This is a genomic window from Mesorhizobium sp. WSM4842 (genome assembly GCF_055901575.1).
In genome coordinates this window covers 3,988,781-4,006,094 of record NZ_CM148372.1, presented here as the reverse complement: position 1 = coordinate 4,006,094, position 17,314 = coordinate 3,988,781, and the positions used below count along the sequence as shown (strand labels likewise).

The following is a 17,314-nucleotide window of genomic DNA, read 5'->3' as shown; positions in this document are numbered from 1 at the left end:
CTCGCGGCCGGCAACGCACGGCTCGGGGCCGATGCGGGTTGCTAATCCTTCATCGCAGTGGACTTCCACCACCTACTCCCTGCCGGTCTCCCGGCGCACCTGTCACCACCGTATTTCAAATAGGGAAAGCATTTTTGCAATTTGCTTCTTTCTAATTCGGCAGCGTCAGGTCAAATTCAGGAGGTGATTGTTCCGCAGTTGTCGTCAACCTCTTACCTGCCTTGAGCATTGCAAGGGCTTCCCTGCCAAGCCACCAGTCTCGGACTTTGGTGAAGCCCTCCTGTTTCAAGGCGGATTGAAACCATTTCATCAGCTGTTGCGCTACCGGCTTTTCATGAAGCGTAGCCATGTTGCCAGGCAGCAAGGTGCCTGTCCTTCCAAGACCAGCCATTGTAAGAATTACAGTTTCTTCGTTATCGCTGTTATCGAGACTCCACCGTTTCTCGCCTTTCCTACCAACGAACGAATGCATGTTATTCTTGGTGTCTCGATGCGACACCATGTACCCTTGCGAAAGGCTGCCTGTTTCATGGGTCGCGATTCCGGGATTGGGGATTTCCGATGAATTCAGATAAATTGCCCTATTTGGCGTAGTCAGGTTTCCCATTTCAACGAATTTCAGCGGCGCGTTCGCTTCGAAGCGATTGAGAACCGAAACGATATCAACACGGGTGGCGAAGAAGAAAATGCGTTTCATGGCTAGCGCTTCGGCACGAGTAGGAGCTTGTCACTCGGGAGAGCAGCCCTGATACGGGCTGCGGCGGCAGCTTCGCTTGCCTTGGTAATACCGCACCGTAATTCCGCAGCCGGCGGCTAAAATCCCGCCTGGCCGCGAAACAGCTCGGCACTGTCGAGCTTCGAAACCTCGATAACGGCTTGCGTCCGGCTGTAGACATTGAGCTTGCGCAGGATCTCGGAGACATGCGCCTTGACAGTGGTTTCGCCGACCTGCAACTCGTATGCGATCTGCTTGTTGAGCAAGCCCTGGCGCAGCATCTGCAGCACCCGCAATTGCTGCGGCGTCAGTTTGGCAAGGCGCTGCACCATCTCGGCGCGGTCGGTGCTGTCGGCGTCCGGCGGCTGGCCTTCATAGGTTTCGGGCACGTAGATCGCACCGTCCATCACCGAGCGGATGGCGGCGGCCAGATCGCTCTTGCGCGCCGATTTCGGGATGAAGCCGGCCGCGCCGTAGGACAGCGCCTCGGAAATGATCTTGGGCTCTTCATGCCCCGAAACGATGACCACCGGGAGGCGCGGATAGCGGGTCCGAAGCTGCAGCAGCCCATCGAAGCCATGCACGTCTGGCATGCTGAGGTCGAGCAGCGCGAGATCGAATGGCTTCGCATCCGCCAGAAGCTCAAATGCCTCGGTGATCGAACGCGCCTCGACAGTATCGACATCCGGATAGGCCATTTGCACAGCGCTGTGCAGCGCCTCGCGAAACAGCGGGTGGTCGTCGATGATCAGAAACCGGGCGCGATCGTTGACTGCGGTCATGGCGTTTCGTTTCATTTCAGGCAGGATAGAATAGCCCAGTGACCATGGCCAGATTATTGGCAAATAGTACATCGCCATCCCTGGCCGAAGGGCGGAGACGGCAATTTTCGGACCACCATGCCTTGCCCGATCGTCCAAATCGGCCGAGTGTGCCGCAATGAGCGACCTCGTCCTTCATAACTACTACCGCTCCTCCACCTCCTACCGGGTGCGGATCGCGCTGGAGATGAAGGGCCTGACCTACCAATATGTGCCGCATCATCTGCGCCACGGCGAGCATCTGGAGCCCGCCTATCTCTCGGTCAATCCGCAGGGACTGGTGCCGGCGCTGATCCTGGGCGACGGTACGCTGCTGACGCAATCGCTGGCGATCATCGAATTTCTCGACGAGACCAGGCCCGAACCGCCGCTTTTGCCGCAGGACGCACTTGGCCGGGCCCGCGTCAGGATGCTGGCGCAGATGATCGCCTGCGACATTCATCCGGTGAACAATCTGCGCGTGCTGACCTCACTGCGCACGCTGTTCGGCGCCGGCGACGAGGACGTCGCCAACTGGTTCCGGCACTGGGTGAACGAAGGTTTCCAGCCGCTTGAAAAGATTCTGGCTTCCTCCCCCGAAACAAAGACATTCTGCCATGGCGAAGCGCCGGGACTGGCCGACATCTGCCTGGTCGCACAGGTCACCAGCAACGCCCGGTTCGGCGTCGACATGGCGCCCTACCCGACGATCACACGCATCCACGCCGCCTGCATGGCGCTGCCGGCCTTCCAAAAGGCAGCACCCGAGAACCAGATCGATGCCGAATAGAGCAAGTTGGACAAAAGCATGAGGAATTGCCGATGAAAGCCGTCGTCTTCGAAAAGTTCGGCGAGGTGCCGACGATCCAGACCGTTGCCGATCCGGAGCCGGCACTGGGCGGCGTTGTCATCAAGGTCGAGGCGACCGGGCTCTGCCGCAGCGACTGGCATGGCTGGATGGGCCATGACGATGGTATCCGCCTGCCGCATGTGCCTGGCCACGAGCTTGCCGGCGTCGTCGTGGCCGCCGGCAAGCAGGTGACCCGCTGGAAGGCCGGCGAGCGTGTCACTGTGCCGTTCGCCGTCGGCTGCGGCCGTTGCTTCGAATGCAGCTCCGGCAACCATCAGGTCTGCGAACACCAGTCCCAGCCCGGCTTCACCGGCTGGGGCTCGTTCGCCGAATTTGTCGCCATCGACCATGCCGACACCAATCTGGTCCGCTTGCCGGACGAGATGGAATTCGCCACCGCCGCCAGCCTTGGCTGCCGCTTCGTCACCTCGTTCCGCGCCATTGTCGACCAGGGCCGGGTGACGCCCGGCGAATGGGTGGCCGTGCATGGCTGCGGCGGCGTCGGCCTGTCGGCGATCATGATCGCCAGCGCCATGGGCGCCAACGTGATTGCCATCGACCTGACCGACGAGAAGCTGGACTTCGCCAGCAAGATCGGCGCGGTGGCGACCATCAACGCGGCCAAGACGCCGAACGTGGTCAAGGCGGTCAAGCAGATCACCAATGGCGGCGCGCATATGTCGATGGACGCGCTCGGCCACCCCACCACCTCGTTCAACTCGATCGCGAATCTGCGCCGGCGCGGCCGCCATGTGCAGGTCGGCCTGATGCTCGGCGATCACGCCAGGCCGCAGATACCGATGGACAAGGTGATCGCCTTCGAGCTCGAAATCCGCGGCAGCCACGGCATGCAGGCCCACCGCTACCAGGCGATGATGGAGATGATCCGCACCGGCAAACTCAAACCCGAACTGCTGGTCGGCAAGAAAATCAGCCTCGAAGAGGCGCCAGCCGCACTAATGGCGATGGGCGGCTTCGAAGGCATCGGCATTGGCGTGGTGACCAAGTTCTAGCCAAGTCGGCTCTCCCTTCTCCCCTTGTGGGAGAAGGTGGCCGCGAAGCGGTCGGATGAGCATCTGTGTTTGTTGTCAAGGGGCGATTGGGCTCCAGAAGCGGTCTTGGGCGATGAGTGCGTTGGCCATGACGACGAGCTTTCGCATGACGGCGACGAGGATGACCTTTGCGGCCTTTCCGGCGTTGCGCAGGCGTGCGGCGAAGGCGGCAAGGTCCTTGTTGTAGCGGCTTGCCGACAGCGCCGCCATGTAGAGGACGTTTCTGACAGCCTTGCGTCCGCCTTTGATTGCACGGCGGCCCTGACGCGGCCCGCTGTCGTGGGCGACGGGGGCGAGGCCGGTCAGCATGGCCGCCTGTTTGGCGTTGAGCGTGCCCATCTCGGCGAGACCGACCAGCAGCGCGGTGGCCGTGATCGGGCCAATGCCCGGGATCGACACCAAGATGGCGTGGCGGCGGGCAAGGGCGGGGTCGGCCGAGATCAGGCGAGCGGTTTCGGTTTCGAGACGGACGAGGTGGCGTTCGATCATCCGCAGTCTGCGCTTGAGTTCGGCGCGCAGAAAGGGGCTTTGGAGTGTCGCCAAGCGGTTGATGAGCGCGGTGCGTTCGGCACTGGCGGCACCGCGCACGCCGACGATTTCCTGCAATGCTTCCATCGCAAGCGAAGCCGGTACCGTCTCGGCCGGTTCGAGTGCGACCCCCATCAAGGCCAGCAGCCTGGCGTCGATCCTATCGGTCTTGGCGAGCTGGCCGCAGGCTTCGGCAAAGAGCCGAGCGCGCAGCGGGTTGACGACGGCCACGGCCAATCCCGCCTCGTGCAGCGAGCGTTGCGCCGCCCGATGGTATTTGGACGTCGCCTCCAGGACCACCCGCCTCACCGCAAGCTCGCCGAGCAGGCGCTTCAGCCGCCGCAGTCCGCCACTGTCATTGGCGACGCGGAAGCTCTTGCCGGCCGGATGGACGTAGACATCCAGCCACTCTTTACACACGTCGATGCCGGCATAGACTGGCGGCGTCGCATTCGGTTCGGACAATACCTTGCCTTGCATGCGGGACTTGCTCCCCATCATCTGTTCAGGACCAATGTGAGAACGAATGGACCTTGCTCATCCGCGGCTCACACCAAGGGGCGTACGGTCCCATCCGTCCACTCCCCGGCGGACGGCCATCCGTCGGGGAGTACAGCTATCTTGCACAAATAGCCGCAATCCGAACATGCAAGGGGTGTTCCAGCTTGGCACGAGGGCGTTCCGGCCAGCACCCCGCTGCGCGCCAATCCACCTTCTCCCACAAGGGGAGAAGGAAGAAGGGCCGGCGCCTATCTCGCATATCTCTTCGCACCGACCACGCAAAGCACGACGGCAGCGGTGACGGCAATCATGGCGGGACTGACCGGCTCATGCAGCAGCGTTGCCGCCAGCCCAAGGCCGAAGAACGGCTGGAGAAGCTGCAACTGCCCGACCGCAGCGATGCCGCCTTGCGCCAGCCCGCGATACCAGAACACAAAACCGATCAGCATGCTGAACAGCGAGACATAGGCCAGGCCGATCCAGGCGGCGTTGCCGACGGGTTCGAGCGACGGTGGCATGGTGAAGAGGGTCAGGGCCAGCATGACCGGCAGCGACAACACCAGCGCCCATGAGATCACCTGCCAGCCGCCGAGTTTGCGGGACAGCGTGGCGCCTTCCGCATAGCCCAGTCCGCACAGGATAATGGCGGCCAGCATCAGCATGTCGCCAAGCGGCGCGGCCGCCACACCTTGCGTCACTGCAAAACCGGCAACAAGGGCGCTGCCAAGGCATGAAAACAGCCAGAAAGCCGGTTTGGGGCGATCGCCGCCGCGAATGACGCCGAAGATTGCGGTCGCCAGCGGCAACAGGCCGACGAAGATGATGGAATGGGCCGAGGTGATGTGCTTGAGCGCCAGCGCGGTCAGCAGCGGAAAGCCGACCACGACGCCAAGCGCCACGATGGCCAGCGACAGCAGATCGCGCCGCTCCGGACGCTTCTGGCGAAAAGCGAGCAGGAGCGCGAGGCCCAGAATGCCTGCCGTGGCAGCACGGGCGACGGTTAGGAACGTCGGATCGAAATCCATCACCGCGACGCGCGTTGCCGGAAGCGATCCGCTGAAAATCAGCACGCCTACGAATCCGTTGATCCAGCCGCCCGCCGTCTTATCCATCGCACGCTCCTGATGTTCTCGCCCTCTATCGGGCCGGACATGTGGCGCCACCAGGGACAATGAGGTACAGTTTGATAAAACTGTTATGGTAGATTGAGCAGTACGGATGGACGAGCAGGCGACGGCAAATGAGGGCAGCGGGACGCTTGTCGAAAGCGTCATGGCGACGATCAGGCACAGGATCGCCGCACGCAGCCTGACACCGGGAACCCGGCTGCCTTCGATCCGGGCTTTTGCGAAAACCATGCAGGTTTCGAAATCCACCGTGGTCGAAGCCTATGAGCGGCTTGCGGCGGAAGGCATCATCCGCTCGCGTCCAGGTTCGGGCTTTTATGCCGCCGGACCGCTGGCTCCTTTGTCGCTGGCCGAGATCGGCCCCAGGCTTGATCGAGCTGTCGATCCGCTCTGGGTTTCGCGCCAGTCGCTGGAAGCCGGCGACGGCGTGCTCAAACCCGGCTGCGGCTGGCTGCCTGCCTCCTGGATGCCCGAGGCTGGATTGCGCCGGGCCCTGCGGACAATGGCACGCGGCGATGATGTCACGCTGACGGATTACGGCACCCCGCTCGGGCTGCCGCCGCTGCGTCATCTGCTCGCACGGCGCATGGCAGAGCACGGCATCGAGGCATCTCCCGACCAGATCATGCTGACGGAATCGGGCACCCAGGCCATCGACCTCCTCTGCCGGTTCCTGCTCGAGCCGGGCGACACGGTGCTGGTGGACGATCCCTGCTATTTCAACTTCCATGCCCTGCTGCGCGCTCACCGGGCCGAGGTGGTCGGCGTTCCCTATACGCCGTCGGGACCGGATATCGAGCTGTTTGGGCAGGCGCTGATCGAGCACCGGCCGCGCCTCTACATCACCAATTCCGCGCTTCACAATCCAACGGGTGCAATTCTGTCGCCGGTCGTCGCCCATCGATTGCTCAAGCTCGCCGACCAATCGGATCTGACGATCATCGAAGACGATATCTTTGCCGACTTCGAACACACGCCCGCGCCCAGGCTGGCGGCGTTCGACGGTCTTGGTCGCGTCGTCCATATCGGCAGCTTCTCCAAGACGCTTTCGGCGTCGGTGCGCTGCGGCTTCATCGCGGCTCCGCGCGACTGGATGGAAGGGCTGACCGACCTCAAGATCGCCACGTCCTTCGGCAGCGGCAGGCTTGCCTCCGAACTGGTGCTGACGCTGCTGAAGGACGGCAGCTATCGCAAGCACGTGGATTTGCTGCGCACGCGGCTTTCACGCGCCATGGCTGAGACAAGAACCCGCCTGAAGACGATCGGCGTGACGCCGTGGATCGACCAGCCCGCCGGCATGTTCTTATGGTGCAGCCTGCCGGAAGGCGTGGATGCAGCGGAAACAGCCCGCCGCGCCTTGTCGGCCAATGTCGTGCTGGCGCCCGGCAATGCGTTCAGCCTGTCCCAAACTGCCAGCCGTTTCCTGCGCTTCAACGCCGCGCAGTCGGCAGACGAGAGAATCTTCAGGACGCTTGAAGAGGCAATGTCGCGATGATTTTCGCTGTCACGAAGATGCAGGCCCTGGCGCTTCGCCCCTCAGGCCCTTGCCCGCCTCCGGCGCTCATAGAGCATAACGAGCGTTTCGGCGGTCAGCGCCGGCTTCTGCTCACCTTCGATCTCGACGATATTGGCCGCCTTCATCAGATACTGGCCGGGACCTTTGTCCTCCATGGACAAAAGCGTGATGCGCAGCCTGATGCGCGCGCCGGCCCTGACCGGGGCCAGGAACCGCACCTTGTCGAAGCCATAGTTGAAGACGGCTTGCGTGTTTTCGGGCACGATGCCCATGTCGAGCGCCAGCGCGCCGATGATCGACAGCGTTAGATAGCCATGCGCGATGGTGGCGCGGAACGGGCTCTGCCGCTTCGCCCGCTCTGGATCGACATGGATCCATTGGCGGTCGCCCGTGCATTCGGCGAACTGGTCGATGCGGCTCTGGTCAACCGTCGTCCACTCCGACACGCCAAGCTCCTGCCCTGTCATCGTCCTGAGCTGTTCGTAGGTCGGCGGCGTCCTCAGCCGTGTTTGCGTCATTCCTGCTTTCCCGATCGCTTGCCCTGCCTCCGGACCACGAACCGGCCGCCTCTGTCAATTCGCTCCGCGCGTTCCGCTGCGGTATCCTCGGCCGGCCGGATGCCTGTGTCCAGCGCCGGAAACAGGTTCATCCGAGCAAGAGAAACTTTGTGCGCCTCGCCGGGGCCAAAGACCAACAATACGGCTTTCAGCAGCCGGACATGACGGGAGAAAAGTCCGCCTGCTTTGGCTTGGGAACAGCCTACTTCTTATCGTAGCTGCTGCGGATTTCCGCCATCGCCTCCTTGATACGCTCGCGCAGGATCTCGACCGATTCGGTCCCGGATTTCCTGGCCAGTTCGGCCACCTCGCCGGCATTCTTCAATGCGGTCTCGAAGGATTTCCTGGCGAACGCCGCTTGCTTGGCCATCAACTCCCGAGGATCGCCCGGCGCCCTGTAGCTCTGCGCCATGTCGGCGATCTCGTGCAGCGTGTCCTGCAGCATCTCGCGCTGCCTGGAGAGCAGCGACGACGCTCCGGCGGCACTCGCCCTGGCCGATTTTTCCAGTGCCTCGAGGTTCTTGCGATGATGGTTGAGGATCGCCTCGACATCGACGTTCGGCAGCTTCAGGTCGCGGCCGAACCTGGCGAAAATGTCCATGAAGGTGTCGGATTCCGGTTGCTTTGCCATGGTGGCTTCTCCCCTGGCGCTGCGAATGCGGCACCTGAAGAGAACATAGGGCACTGGAGCCTCACGGTCCATTCGGCCGCGCAACAGATCGCGGCTCAGTTGACGAGGAACAGCCGTTCCACAGTATGGAGCACGACGCCGGCAAGGCCGCCGATGACCATGCCGTTGAAGCGGATATATTGCAGGTCCCTGTCGATGTTCATGGTGAGCTGGGCAAAGTCCCAGCGCTTGACCTGATCGGCGGCGTGTCAGTCGCTAGTGTCCTGATTCCGAAGTTCTGACGATTTTAGCCTGTTGGTCGCCGGTTTTGAGGGTTGCGAGGCAGAAGCGTTCGATGGAGGCGAGAATGTCGGTAGCAGACTTTGTCCATCTGAAGGGCTTCGGATCGGCGTTGACAGCATTGATGTAGGTTTCGATGGCGGCTTCAAGTTCTCCGGTTGAGCGGTGAACGCCGCGCCTGATCTGCTTGTCGGTGAGGTCGGCGAAGAAGCGCTCGACCTGATTGATCCAGGACGCGCTGGTGGGTGTTAGATGGACGTGCCAGCGGGGTCGCTTGGCGAACCAGTTGCGGATGGGTTGCGTCTTGTGCGTGGCGTAGTTGTCCATGACCAAATGGATGTCGAGATCCTCAGGAACCGCCGCTTCGATCTCGTCGAGGAAGCGGCGGAACTCCGTAGAGCGGTGGCGCGGATAGCATTTGCCGATGATGCGTCCGGTGGCGATATCGAGCGCTGCGAACAGCGACGTCACGCCGTGGCGCTTGTAATCATGGCTGCGCCGCTCGATCTGGCCGGGCCGCATCGGCAGCACCGGTTGGGTGCGATCGAGCGCCTGGATTTGGCTCTTCTCGTCCACGCACAGGACCAGCGCGTGTTCGGGCGGTGCCATGTAGAGGCCGACGATGTCGCGCACCTTCTCGACAAACAAAGGATCGCTCGACAACTTGAAGCTTTCTGCGCGGTGCGGCTGAAGGCCGAAGGCTTTCCATATCCGATGGATCGTCGATGGCGCATGGTCGACCGCGCGCGCCATCGAGCGCAGACTCCAATGCGTGGCTTCGCGCGGTGTCGCCTCCAGCGTCAGGCGGATCGTCTCGGCAATCGCATCATCGCCGATCTCTCGTGGCCGACCCGGCCGCGGCTCATCGTAGAGGCCATCCAGCCGATCTTGGGCAAAGCGGCGTCGCCACTTGCCGACCGTGTTCTCAACCGCCCCGACGCGCTGCGCGATCACTTTGTTCTCAAGCCTCTCGGCCGCCAACAACACGATCTCTGCCCGCTGTGCCAGACCTTGCGCCGTTCGCCGCCGGCGCGACAGACCTTCAAGCTCCTTGCGTTCCTCGGCGCTCAAGTCGATGGTTGCAGCAACTCGTCCCATGCATCGCATCTCCAATCGAATCAACGCAATAATCGCACGAATTACGCGATCATGACACTAGAGGGTCTTCGGATTTCGATTCGTCCGATTGGCTGGCTTGCATTTCGGGGCTGGAGCCGGACAGCTGCCTGACGACGAACGCATAGAAGAGGAGGGATGATGCCGATCCCGCCCATCGGCCCCTTGTCAATTGCAGAATTCCAAGGCCGCCAAAGACGAGCGCAATAAATGGATTCTTGAGAATTCGTAGCGCACCGAACGCATTCCAGAAGTTTTCGGTGGCGGGACCCAATCCATAACCTCGCGTCGCCCGGTAAGCGGCCAGACCACCCAACAGGCCGATTATGGTCGCTCTGCCCCCTTCCAACGCGGGGTTCCTGTCGTCCGCCTTGTCTCCGCTCGGAACGGGCGGCTCTCGGCGAGGCGGCGGCGAAAATGTTTCCTGCAGGTCGAACACTTCGCCGTCGGCCGCAATTTTGCGAATCGAGGGCAAATCCGTCTTGTGCTCGATGATAAAGCTTCCGGTCATCGGGTTCGCCCTCAAACCGGCAATCTCCGGATAGTTCGAGAGCTTCTCGATCGCCGAGCGGAAATAGGACACGTCGCCGCGGAAATCGGAAACTTTCACCCGAAGGCGCCCCGGCATGGTGTGTTCGACTGTCGCTTTGGGAAGCATGACTCGCCTGCTCGTTGGAACCCTGTTTGCGCCCCCGATGCCAGCTGGTCTTTTCGCCGCACTCCTTTGTATTGCCTTCAGCCTCGCATATCGAGGAGTCTTGCACCAGAGCACTCTGCTCACTGATTATACAGGAGTCTCGGTATGCCGGTAGATTCGTCCTCTCCCCTTTCAATCTCCGAACAAGCCACTGACGCGAGCGCCGGGGACGACCAAATCGCCATCCGGCGCCAGCGTCGCAACCGCGCCTTCGCCAACGGTCTCCTTGGCTCAATGGCAGCGATCGTCGTAAGCACGCATTGGGTTGATAATCCGGGCTTCGCCACATTGCTGCTGCGGTCAGGCGCCGAGGCTGGCCTGGTCGGGGGGCTGGCGGACTGGTTTGCCGTCACGGCGCTGTTTCGCCACCCTTTAGGTGTCCCGATTCCGCATACCGCTATCATCCCGAACAGCAGGGATCGCATTGCCACAACGCTCGGGCGCTTCATAGAGCGGCATTTCCTCACGGCGGACACTGTCCTTGCCAAGTTGCGCAGCGTTGGTGTCGGACACCGCTTCGCCACCTGGATTGCTCTTCCTTCCAGTGCCGATGCGATCGCCGATACGATTGTCGACGCACTACCATACCTGATCCGATCTGCGGGAAGCCCCGACCTGCTGAATTTCGCCCATCGCACGCTTGGCGAGCAGCTTCGGCAAGCCGACTTTACGCCTGTCCTCGGCCGCGTTCTTCATGCGCTGACGGTCAGCGGAGAAGCCGACGTCGTATTCGACCGCGCCATCCAAGTTGCCGAAAAATTACTCCAGGAGAACAGCGGCCAGATCGAAAAACTTGTGCAGGAACGCAGTCGCTGGTGGATTCCGAAAGCCATAGACCGCCGGATAGCTGCTGCGCTTATTTCAGGTGTGATCGAAGTATTGCACAAGCTGCAGGAGCCTGAAGGTGACGCGCGGCTGAAATTCCGGAAAGCAATATTGGACCTTGTTCACACCCTGCAAACATCTCCCGAGCAGCGGGAGCAGATAAATGCAGCCAAAAACCGTTTGCTCGAGCATCCCGGCATTCAGGCATGGCTCGGTTCAATCTGGACCGAGCTGTCAGAGCTTGCTCTACAGGATTTGCAAACGCCCTCGTCGAAGACGCGCGCCAGCCTTCAGCGTGGGCTTTCCCTGTTCGGACAGGCGCTTGCGACCGATGAGGCAATGCAGAAACACCTCGACTCTGCGCTGGAACGCTTGGCGCTTTATATCGTCACGTGGCGCGGCGAGATCAGCTCCTTCTTCAGCGACGTCGTCAGGAACTGGGACACGAAAGCTCTATCGGACCGCCTCGAACTGGTTGTCGGGAGCGATCTCCAATACATCCGCATGAATGGAACCATTGTAGGCGCGCTCGTCGGATGCCTCCTCTATCTCGGAACATGGGCGATTTCCTAAGAAATCGCGCCGCCCAGCAAAGCCTGCGACTGTCATCAAGCTTTTGTGAAAATCTCCTATCTCGCTCGCGAATGGTCGCCTTGGCGGCATGAAAGTGAGCGAATCGAGATGCATGTTCAAAAAACCGCCCGTGTCGTTCACCGCACAACGGGCCGTCTACGGATCAAAATTCCCGCTGCGCGCTATCAGGTCGCGTTTTTCGCCAATCTGCAGCGAGAGCTTCTCGGCGTGGAGGGCATATCCAGCGTCACCGTCAATCCCACGGCCGCAAGCCTGGTGATCGTGCACGATAATAGTGTCGATCCGTTGGCTGCCTGCCGCGGCATTCCGTATCTGACGGTCGAATCGACTCTTCATCCGCTCGTCGTGGCGAACGGTCGGGCTGACGGCATGAGCGGGCGCGAACTGGACCTGGTGTTCCTGCTGGCAAAGTTTCTGCCTCTCGTCTTCGCGAGGCATCCTGCTGCCCAACTGGCAGAGGTCCTGGCCGAACCGGTGCTTCGTGCGGTTGTCGGCACCATGATGCGACCTCAGTCGCATCGATCGCCGACTGTAACGTATGAGCAAGTCGAAGAACCTATGCCGATCGCAGCGTAAGGCCGGGGGCTGCAATTACACCGGTGCCGGAAGGTTCGTTTGCTCCTTTGCACGGGTCCAGACCAACTCGCCGTCGGCGGCATCACGTCGCGATTTCATCCATTCCATTGCCAGGAAGGGAAGAGTTCCACCGGCGAGGGTAATGATGGCGTCTGTTCCGGTGATCGGTGCTATCCCGAGAAGCCTTCTGAAAAACGGTATTAAGAGGCAGCCGGCCTGAACGGCCATCGACCCCCCAATGATCAGGGAGAGCGCGCGATTGGGCGGTCGCGGGCTGCGATCAAAGATGCTGTGCCTATCGGAACGCGATGTGATGGCATGAAGAAGCTGGGCCATCACCAGGCTTTCGAAAGTCATGGTCCTCGTGATTGGAGAATCCAATCCATAGCGCGTGGCGCCGAGAAGGCTCACCGCCATCGCTCCACCGCTTATGATCGCAGATTGAGCGGCAAGCCGCCCGATTTCACCACGCCGCAATATCGCCGTGTGGTCTTCTTTCGGTGCCTGCCGAAGAATGTCGGGTTCAGGCGCTTCCATCGCCAGTCCGATGCCAGGCAGCACGTCCGAGATCAGGTTTATCCAGAGGAGCTGCATCGGCGAGAGCGGTGCTCCGATGCCGACCGAAGTACCCGCCAGAACCAGCAGCACCTCGCTGAGGTTAGTGCTGACCAGGTAGCGAATGGTCTTCCGAATGTTGCGGTGGGTCGTGCGGCCTGTTTCGATGGCGGTGGCAAGACCGCCGAGACTACCGGTGTGGATGATGACATCCGCGATTTCCCTCGCGGCATTCATGCTCTGCTGCTGGCCGATCGCAACGCCCACGTCTGCAGCCTTCAACGCAGGGCCGTCATTCACTCCGTCACCAACCATTGCTACGGTTACACCTGCTTCCTGAAGGGAGCGAACGATTTGCAGCTTTTGCGCCGGGCTGACCCGACTGAACGCATGCGCGCGCCGAGCGGTCTGGGCAAGCTCGCCCGAAGACATGTCTTCGAGGTCCGCGCCATCGACAATCTCCACCTCGCCTCGACCGTTCAGCCCGATAAGCTCGCTAACGGCAGCCGCCGTTGCCTTCTGATCACCCGTGAGCATAATCGTCTGAATGCCGGCCTCGTGCAGCTGGCTCAGCAGTTCGCTGGTACCCGGACGCACCTGATCCGCCATCCCAACAAGCCCGAGCCAGGCAAGATCTCGACCATTGTGCCCATTCGGCTTGGAACCTGTGGCCTGTCCACGCGCGACACCCAGTACGCGAAGAGCCTGAGATGCCATTTCGAGATTTACTTTCCCGATGGCGGCGCGCCGTTCCGGAGTGAGTTCTCGCTCGGTGCCGTCCGGCAAGGTTTCGATGCGGCAACGCGCCAGGACCTCCTTCGGGCTCCCTTTCATGGCGGTCAGCGTCCCATCTTCCATTGCATGTTGCGTCATCATGAAGCGATACGTTTCGCTCCTGCGCTGCACGGATATCCGTGCAAAGCGCTTACGCAGAGATGTAACGTCCACGCCACGGTCGAGAGCGGCCTGGACGAGGCAGCCGTCGGTAGGCGAGCCGTTCAAACGCAATCCTTCCTCCGTCTGAACAATCTCGGCATCGTTGCACAGGCAGCACACTTCCAGCAGATGGCGCAACGCGTTCTGCGCGCCCCAATCCTCATTGATCGAGTAGGCGTTGTCGCCAATCCTGATCGTATCGACATCGATGTGGCCGAGGGTCAGCGTTCCCGTCTTGTCGAAGCAAACGACCCGCGCCGCCGCAAGCGTCTCGACAGCATCCAGCTTGCGGATCAGAACACCTTCACGACGCAGTTTCTCGATGCCAAGAGCAAGGGTGGTCGTCGCCACCATCGGCAGACCTTCAGGGACTGCTGCGACGGCAACAGACATCGCCGAGCGGGCCATCTGGAGAAGACCGATGCCGCGCAGCCAGCCTAGAGAGAAAAGGACTGCGCAAGTGCCCAATGTCAGCCAGCCGAGCCGCTGTCCGAGGTTCTTGAGCTCCATTTGAAGCGGCGTTTCAGGGGCGAAGGTTGCGCCGACCAGCCGCTGTATTCGTCCCGCTTGCGTGAGCGAACCTGTTGCGACCACGACCGCGCGCCCGCCGCCTCCAGTCACGATCGTTCCGCGATAGATCATGTTTGAACGGGACCCAAGAGGCAAGTTCACCCGTTCGATAGCACCCACAGTCTTCTGAATGGGTGCGCTTTCGCCCGTCAGCAGGGCTTCACTAATTGTCAAAGCCTCCTCATTCAGCAGACGCGCATCGGCCGGAACAACGTCTCCCCGTTGCACCGTAAGAACGTCCCCGGGAACGATCTGCTGAACTGGGACAGTGGCAATGACGCCTTCGCGCATAATCTGGGCGGTTTGGGGCCCCTTCGCTCCCAAACTTTGGATCGTCCGTTCCGCACGGCTTTCGGTTTGGTAGCCGATGACGGCATTCAAGCCGACTACCGCGAGAATCACGGCGGCTTCGAATGCGCCGCCGGTGAGAATGGAGACCGATGCGGCACCAAGAAGCATCGCGACCGGCAAGCTTTGAAATTGGTCCGCAAGAATGCTCGCGCGCGACCGTGGCTGAATGTTTTCGAGGATGTTGGGGCCGGTGCTTGCCAACCGCCGCAGAGCTTCATCTCCCGGCAGACCGGCGTCTGCCGAAGCCTCCAGCTTGAAACACGATTGTTTTGGCGAAAGCGTATGCCACTCCGGCCCGGCATCGGGCATCTCGCCCGGTGCGATGATCTCACCTCGCAATAAAGCTGCGAGATAGTCGATGATGGAATCAAGGCCTGACGTCACGTCAAATTGGACGACGACATTTCCGGTCAGATCGCTGGCGGTGATGCTGGACACGCCAGGCGCCGCGTAGCCTCCCCGCTCCAGCAGAGTCTTGACTGAACTTGAGCCTTGCAATCCGCCGATTTTCAGCCTGGCCCGACCCGGGACTGATGTATGGATCCGGGTAATGGACACGGCGCTGCGACTATTGGACGACTCGGGATTCCCCGACTCGGCATGCATCCCACGGCACCCTTGAGCTGACTGTTGTACCGAACTCCACCGCAAGAGCTTGCTGGGCAAAACGACTGTGCCCGCGGTGGAATCCTTTGAGGCAACGAGTGGATGGCCTGGCGTGATGCAAAGCCCTCACGCCGGTCATGACCCGTTTCAGACGAGTATTGATGCTTAGCTGCTAGGAGACTTTTCTGCAGCTTCGCTCTTACGGGCGCGACGCGCGCCGGTTTCGCTGCTGCCTCCATTGTCCGTTTCCTTGGTCGCTTCGGCCATCTCTGTTCTGGCTTCAGCAACCAAGTCGGACGTCATTTCATTCATCTCAGCAACGGCAACTCGGCCTTGGTCGTAAGCAATCAGACCGGCCTTGAGGACCGCTTTCGAAACAGGACGCAGCACGGATACGGCAAGCGGGGCCAAGAAGGCCGCTCCAACTCCGAAGGCCAGACCCGTTGCTAAGTTGCCGCCTTTAAATGCGTCTTCGAGTATCGCCATTGAACTTGCTCCTTGTTGGTGCCCCCATTCTTCTTACAGGTACAAACGAACCTCCCAAGACTCGCGAACCTCCCAAGACTCGACCCCCAAGACTTCAATTCGACAGCCGCATGTGGATGTCAGGATTGGTCCGCGGATTTCGGTTGCTCAGCCGCGGCTTTACGCGCTTCTTCCACTTCAGCCCGAGCCTCGGCCATGACGTCGCCGGTTCTCTCATTGAGTTCGGCGAAGGCAACTCGTGCTTGATCGTAAGCCACCAATCCAGCCTTGATAGCCGATTTGGCAAATGGTTTGAGGATAGGCGCAAGCATGGGGGCAATGACACCTGCTCCAATGCCAATCGCCAGCCCCGTGACGATATTGCCACCCTTCAACAAGGCCATGGCCCTACTCCTTGGAGCTTTGTCTCGACGCGACTGGAGCGCGTAAGGTTGGTCCAACGATTTGCCACCGGGATGGTTCCGCGTGAATATCGAAAATTGTCATTAATTTGTCACCCTCCTTTTACATTCAATACGGTCTCTGCAAAACGGTCTCTGCAACGAGGGCGGCGACGAAACCCAGCCACGCATGGCGGCACTCGAAAGACTTGGCGAGGGCAAAAATGAGGACGCAGAGCGCGAGCGCTACGGTGGCGACGAAGCGCCGAAAGCTTGGCGTCCGCGTCGGCATCGAACCGGACGGATGCCAAAGTCGGTGCTGATTGTGACATGGATGAACTGCTCCTGGTCGATCTCGCGGACTTAATTTAGTAATCCGCCCACCCGAATGCTCGCCAGATCAGGGTCGTCGCTTGCACGACCGCGCACGCAAACCTGACAAAAAACTTCATCTATTATGCGGTGCTTGTCTGGAATTATTCCAAGGTATGGGCCATATTAGGGCTGAGCTACTGCTTCGTGAGGACAAAATGCGGCTGACACGCCAGACCAACTACGCCATGCGCATCCTGATGTATTGCGCCGCGAATACCGATCGGCTGAGCCGCATCCCGGAGATCGCGGCCGCCTACTCGGTGTCTGAACTTTTTCTTTTCAAGATCCTGCAGCCTTTGGTCGAGCATGGTCTGGTCGAGACGGTGCGCGGCAGGAACGGCGGTGTCAGGCTCGGCCGCCCGGCCGAATCGATCACCCTGTTCGACGTCGTGCGCGTGACCGAAGAGAGCTTCGCCATGGCCGAATGCTTCGAGAACGACGCCGCCGAATGTCCGCTGGTCGACAGTTGCGCACTGAATTCGGCGCTGCGCGAGGCGCTCAATGCGTTCTTCGCCGTGCTCGAGCGCTATACGATCGCCGACATGGTGGCGGCGCGCCCGAACGTGCGCCACCTGCTCGGCATCGACATGCTGGTGCAAAAGGCGCCGGCCGCCTGAATTTGCCCTTTACCCTCTCCGAGCGTTTGCGCTGCCCCTCACCTGCCTGCCGGCATCCTCTCCCCGTATAGTGA

At 61.0% G+C, this 17,314-nt stretch carries 17 protein-coding genes and 1 pseudogene; 6 read left to right on the top strand and 12 right to left on the bottom strand.

The window, feature by feature from the left end:
• Positions 1-151: 151 nt before the first annotated feature.
• Together AC0NIE_RS19320 and AC0NIE_RS19315 are read right to left on the bottom strand one after the other, a co-directional pair.
• Positions 152-697, bottom strand: a complete 546-nt coding sequence (locus AC0NIE_RS19320) for a hypothetical protein (RefSeq protein WP_473489218.1) — start codon at positions 695-697, stop codon at positions 152-154.
• Between the two features lie 116 nt (positions 698-813).
• Positions 814-1,497 (bottom strand): response regulator, encoded by a 684-nt coding sequence (locus AC0NIE_RS19315; protein ID WP_095521992.1) that lies wholly within the window; start codon positions 1,495-1,497, stop codon positions 814-816.
• A gap of 157 nt (positions 1,498-1,654) precedes the next feature.
• On the opposite strand from AC0NIE_RS19315, the gene maiA reads away from it, so the two are divergent.
• Together maiA and AC0NIE_RS19305 are read left to right on the top strand one after the other, a co-directional pair.
• Positions 1,655-2,305, top strand: coding sequence for a maleylacetoacetate isomerase (gene maiA, locus AC0NIE_RS19310; protein WP_473489217.1), 651 nt, complete (start codon positions 1,655-1,657; stop codon positions 2,303-2,305).
• 32 nt (positions 2,306-2,337) lie between these two features.
• The gene (locus AC0NIE_RS19305) at positions 2,338-3,378 is read left to right on the top strand and encodes a zinc-dependent alcohol dehydrogenase family protein (RefSeq protein WP_473489216.1); all 1,041 of its coding nucleotides are present in this window, start codon (positions 2,338-2,340) and stop codon (positions 3,376-3,378) included.
• Between the two features lie 75 nt (positions 3,379-3,453).
• On the opposite strand, the gene AC0NIE_RS19300 is transcribed toward AC0NIE_RS19305, so the two are convergent.
• Together AC0NIE_RS19300 and AC0NIE_RS19295 are read right to left on the bottom strand one after the other, a co-directional pair.
• Positions 3,454-4,425 (bottom strand): IS110 family RNA-guided transposase, encoded by a 972-nt coding sequence (locus AC0NIE_RS19300; RefSeq protein WP_473490043.1) that lies wholly within the window; start codon positions 4,423-4,425, stop codon positions 3,454-3,456.
• Positions 4,426-4,694: 269 nt separating this feature from the next.
• The gene (locus tag AC0NIE_RS19295; RefSeq protein ID WP_473490021.1) at positions 4,695-5,558 is read right to left on the bottom strand and encodes a DMT family transporter; all 864 of its coding nucleotides are present in this window, start codon (positions 5,556-5,558) and stop codon (positions 4,695-4,697) included.
• A 106-nt stretch (positions 5,559-5,664) separates the two neighbouring features.
• Here AC0NIE_RS19295 and AC0NIE_RS19290 point away from each other — a divergent pair, with 106 nt between their 5' ends.
• The gene (locus AC0NIE_RS19290) at positions 5,665-7,068 is read left to right on the top strand and encodes an aminotransferase-like domain-containing protein (protein ID WP_473490020.1); all 1,404 of its coding nucleotides are present in this window, start codon (positions 5,665-5,667) and stop codon (positions 7,066-7,068) included.
• Between the two features lie 41 nt (positions 7,069-7,109).
• Here the strand turns inward: AC0NIE_RS19290 and AC0NIE_RS19285 are convergent, their stop codons facing one another.
• The 5 genes and pseudogenes from AC0NIE_RS19285 to AC0NIE_RS19265 all read right to left on the bottom strand — a co-directional run bounded on the left by AC0NIE_RS19285 (position 7,110) and on the right by AC0NIE_RS19265 (position 10,330).
• Positions 7,110-7,607, bottom strand: coding sequence for a MaoC family dehydratase (locus tag AC0NIE_RS19285; RefSeq protein WP_473490019.1), 498 nt, complete (start codon positions 7,605-7,607; stop codon positions 7,110-7,112).
• A 241-nt stretch (positions 7,608-7,848) separates the two neighbouring features.
• Positions 7,849-8,277: a phasin family protein gene (locus tag AC0NIE_RS19280; RefSeq protein WP_473490018.1), complete on the bottom strand. Its 429-nt coding sequence runs from the start codon at positions 8,275-8,277 to the stop codon at positions 7,849-7,851.
• A gap of 95 nt (positions 8,278-8,372) precedes the next feature.
• Positions 8,373-8,519 (bottom strand): annotated as a pseudogene (locus tag AC0NIE_RS19275) (DUF445 family protein); the annotation flags it as partial.
• Positions 8,520-8,532: 13 nt separating this feature from the next.
• Positions 8,533-9,663: an IS630 family transposase gene (locus tag AC0NIE_RS19270; protein WP_473490042.1), complete on the bottom strand. Its 1,131-nt coding sequence runs from the start codon at positions 9,661-9,663 to the stop codon at positions 8,533-8,535.
• 40 nt (positions 9,664-9,703) lie between these two features.
• Positions 9,704-10,330, bottom strand: a complete 627-nt coding sequence (locus AC0NIE_RS19265; RefSeq protein ID WP_473486512.1) for a hypothetical protein — start codon at positions 10,328-10,330, stop codon at positions 9,704-9,706.
• Between the two features lie 144 nt (positions 10,331-10,474).
• On the opposite strand from AC0NIE_RS19265, the gene AC0NIE_RS19260 reads away from it, so the two are divergent.
• Positions 10,475-11,767 carry a DUF445 domain-containing protein gene (locus AC0NIE_RS19260; protein WP_473486513.1) on the top strand — a complete coding sequence of 431 codons (1,293 nt, stop codon included), beginning with the start codon at positions 10,475-10,477 and terminating at the stop codon, positions 11,765-11,767.
• 45 nt (positions 11,768-11,812) lie between these two features.
• Positions 11,813-12,364: an HMA2 domain-containing protein gene (locus AC0NIE_RS19255; RefSeq protein ID WP_473486514.1), complete on the top strand. Its 552-nt coding sequence runs from the start codon at positions 11,813-11,815 to the stop codon at positions 12,362-12,364.
• Positions 12,365-12,379: 15 nt separating this feature from the next.
• On the opposite strand, the gene AC0NIE_RS19250 is transcribed toward AC0NIE_RS19255, so the two are convergent.
• From AC0NIE_RS19250 to AC0NIE_RS19240, 3 genes are all read right to left on the bottom strand, one after another.
• Positions 12,380-15,214, bottom strand: coding sequence for a cation-translocating P-type ATPase (locus AC0NIE_RS19250; RefSeq protein WP_473486515.1), 2,835 nt, complete (start codon positions 15,212-15,214; stop codon positions 12,380-12,382).
• A gap of 333 nt (positions 15,215-15,547) precedes the next feature.
• Positions 15,548-15,868: a DUF5132 domain-containing protein gene (locus AC0NIE_RS19245; RefSeq protein ID WP_473486516.1), complete on the bottom strand. Its 321-nt coding sequence runs from the start codon at positions 15,866-15,868 to the stop codon at positions 15,548-15,550.
• 119 nt (positions 15,869-15,987) lie between these two features.
• Positions 15,988-16,251 carry a DUF5132 domain-containing protein gene (locus AC0NIE_RS19240; protein WP_095494486.1) on the bottom strand — a complete coding sequence of 88 codons (264 nt, stop codon included), beginning with the start codon at positions 16,249-16,251 and terminating at the stop codon, positions 15,988-15,990.
• Positions 16,252-16,778: 527 nt separating this feature from the next.
• On the opposite strand from AC0NIE_RS19240, the gene rirA reads away from it, so the two are divergent.
• Entirely contained in the window at positions 16,779-17,240 is a 462-nt protein-coding gene (gene rirA, locus AC0NIE_RS19235) for an iron-responsive transcriptional regulator RirA (RefSeq protein ID WP_473486517.1), read from the top strand.
• The last annotated feature ends 74 nt before the right edge of the window (positions 17,241-17,314 follow it).

What these genes read in the sequence shown, in the direction of transcription:
- AC0NIE_RS19270 (WP_473490042.1), bottom strand. Translation starts at nt 9,663, where the DNA reads ATGCGATGCATGGGACGAGTTGCTGCAACCATCGACTTGAGCGCCGAG.
- AC0NIE_RS19260 (WP_473486513.1), top strand. Translation starts at nt 10,475, where the DNA reads ATGCCGGTAGATTCGTCCTCTCCCCTTTCAATCTCCGAACAAGCCACT.
- AC0NIE_RS19290 (WP_473490020.1), top strand. Translation starts at nt 5,665, where the DNA reads ATGGACGAGCAGGCGACGGCAAATGAGGGCAGCGGGACGCTTGTCGAA.
- AC0NIE_RS19265 (WP_473486512.1), bottom strand. Translation starts at nt 10,330, where the DNA reads ATGCTTCCCAAAGCGACAGTCGAACACACCATGCCGGGGCGCCTTCGG.
- AC0NIE_RS19245 (WP_473486516.1), bottom strand. Translation starts at nt 15,868, where the DNA reads ATGGCGATACTCGAAGACGCATTTAAAGGCGGCAACTTAGCAACGGGT.
- maiA (WP_473489217.1), top strand. Translation starts at nt 1,655, where the DNA reads ATGAGCGACCTCGTCCTTCATAACTACTACCGCTCCTCCACCTCCTAC.
- AC0NIE_RS19295 (WP_473490021.1), bottom strand. Translation starts at nt 5,558, where the DNA reads ATGGATAAGACGGCGGGCGGCTGGATCAACGGATTCGTAGGCGTGCTG.
- AC0NIE_RS19300 (WP_473490043.1), bottom strand. Translation starts at nt 4,425, where the DNA reads ATGCAAGGCAAGGTATTGTCCGAACCGAATGCGACGCCGCCAGTCTAT.
- AC0NIE_RS19305 (WP_473489216.1), top strand. Translation starts at nt 2,338, where the DNA reads ATGAAAGCCGTCGTCTTCGAAAAGTTCGGCGAGGTGCCGACGATCCAG.
- AC0NIE_RS19320 (WP_473489218.1), bottom strand. Translation starts at nt 697, where the DNA reads ATGAAACGCATTTTCTTCTTCGCCACCCGTGTTGATATCGTTTCGGTT.
- AC0NIE_RS19315 (WP_095521992.1), bottom strand. Translation starts at nt 1,497, where the DNA reads ATGACCGCAGTCAACGATCGCGCCCGGTTTCTGATCATCGACGACCAC.
- AC0NIE_RS19285 (WP_473490019.1), bottom strand. Translation starts at nt 7,607, where the DNA reads ATGACGCAAACACGGCTGAGGACGCCGCCGACCTACGAACAGCTCAGG.
- rirA (WP_473486517.1), top strand. Translation starts at nt 16,779, where the DNA reads ATGCGGCTGACACGCCAGACCAACTACGCCATGCGCATCCTGATGTAT.
- AC0NIE_RS19240 (WP_095494486.1), bottom strand. Translation starts at nt 16,251, where the DNA reads ATGGCCTTGTTGAAGGGTGGCAATATCGTCACGGGGCTGGCGATTGGC.
- AC0NIE_RS19280 (WP_473490018.1), bottom strand. Translation starts at nt 8,277, where the DNA reads ATGGCAAAGCAACCGGAATCCGACACCTTCATGGACATTTTCGCCAGG.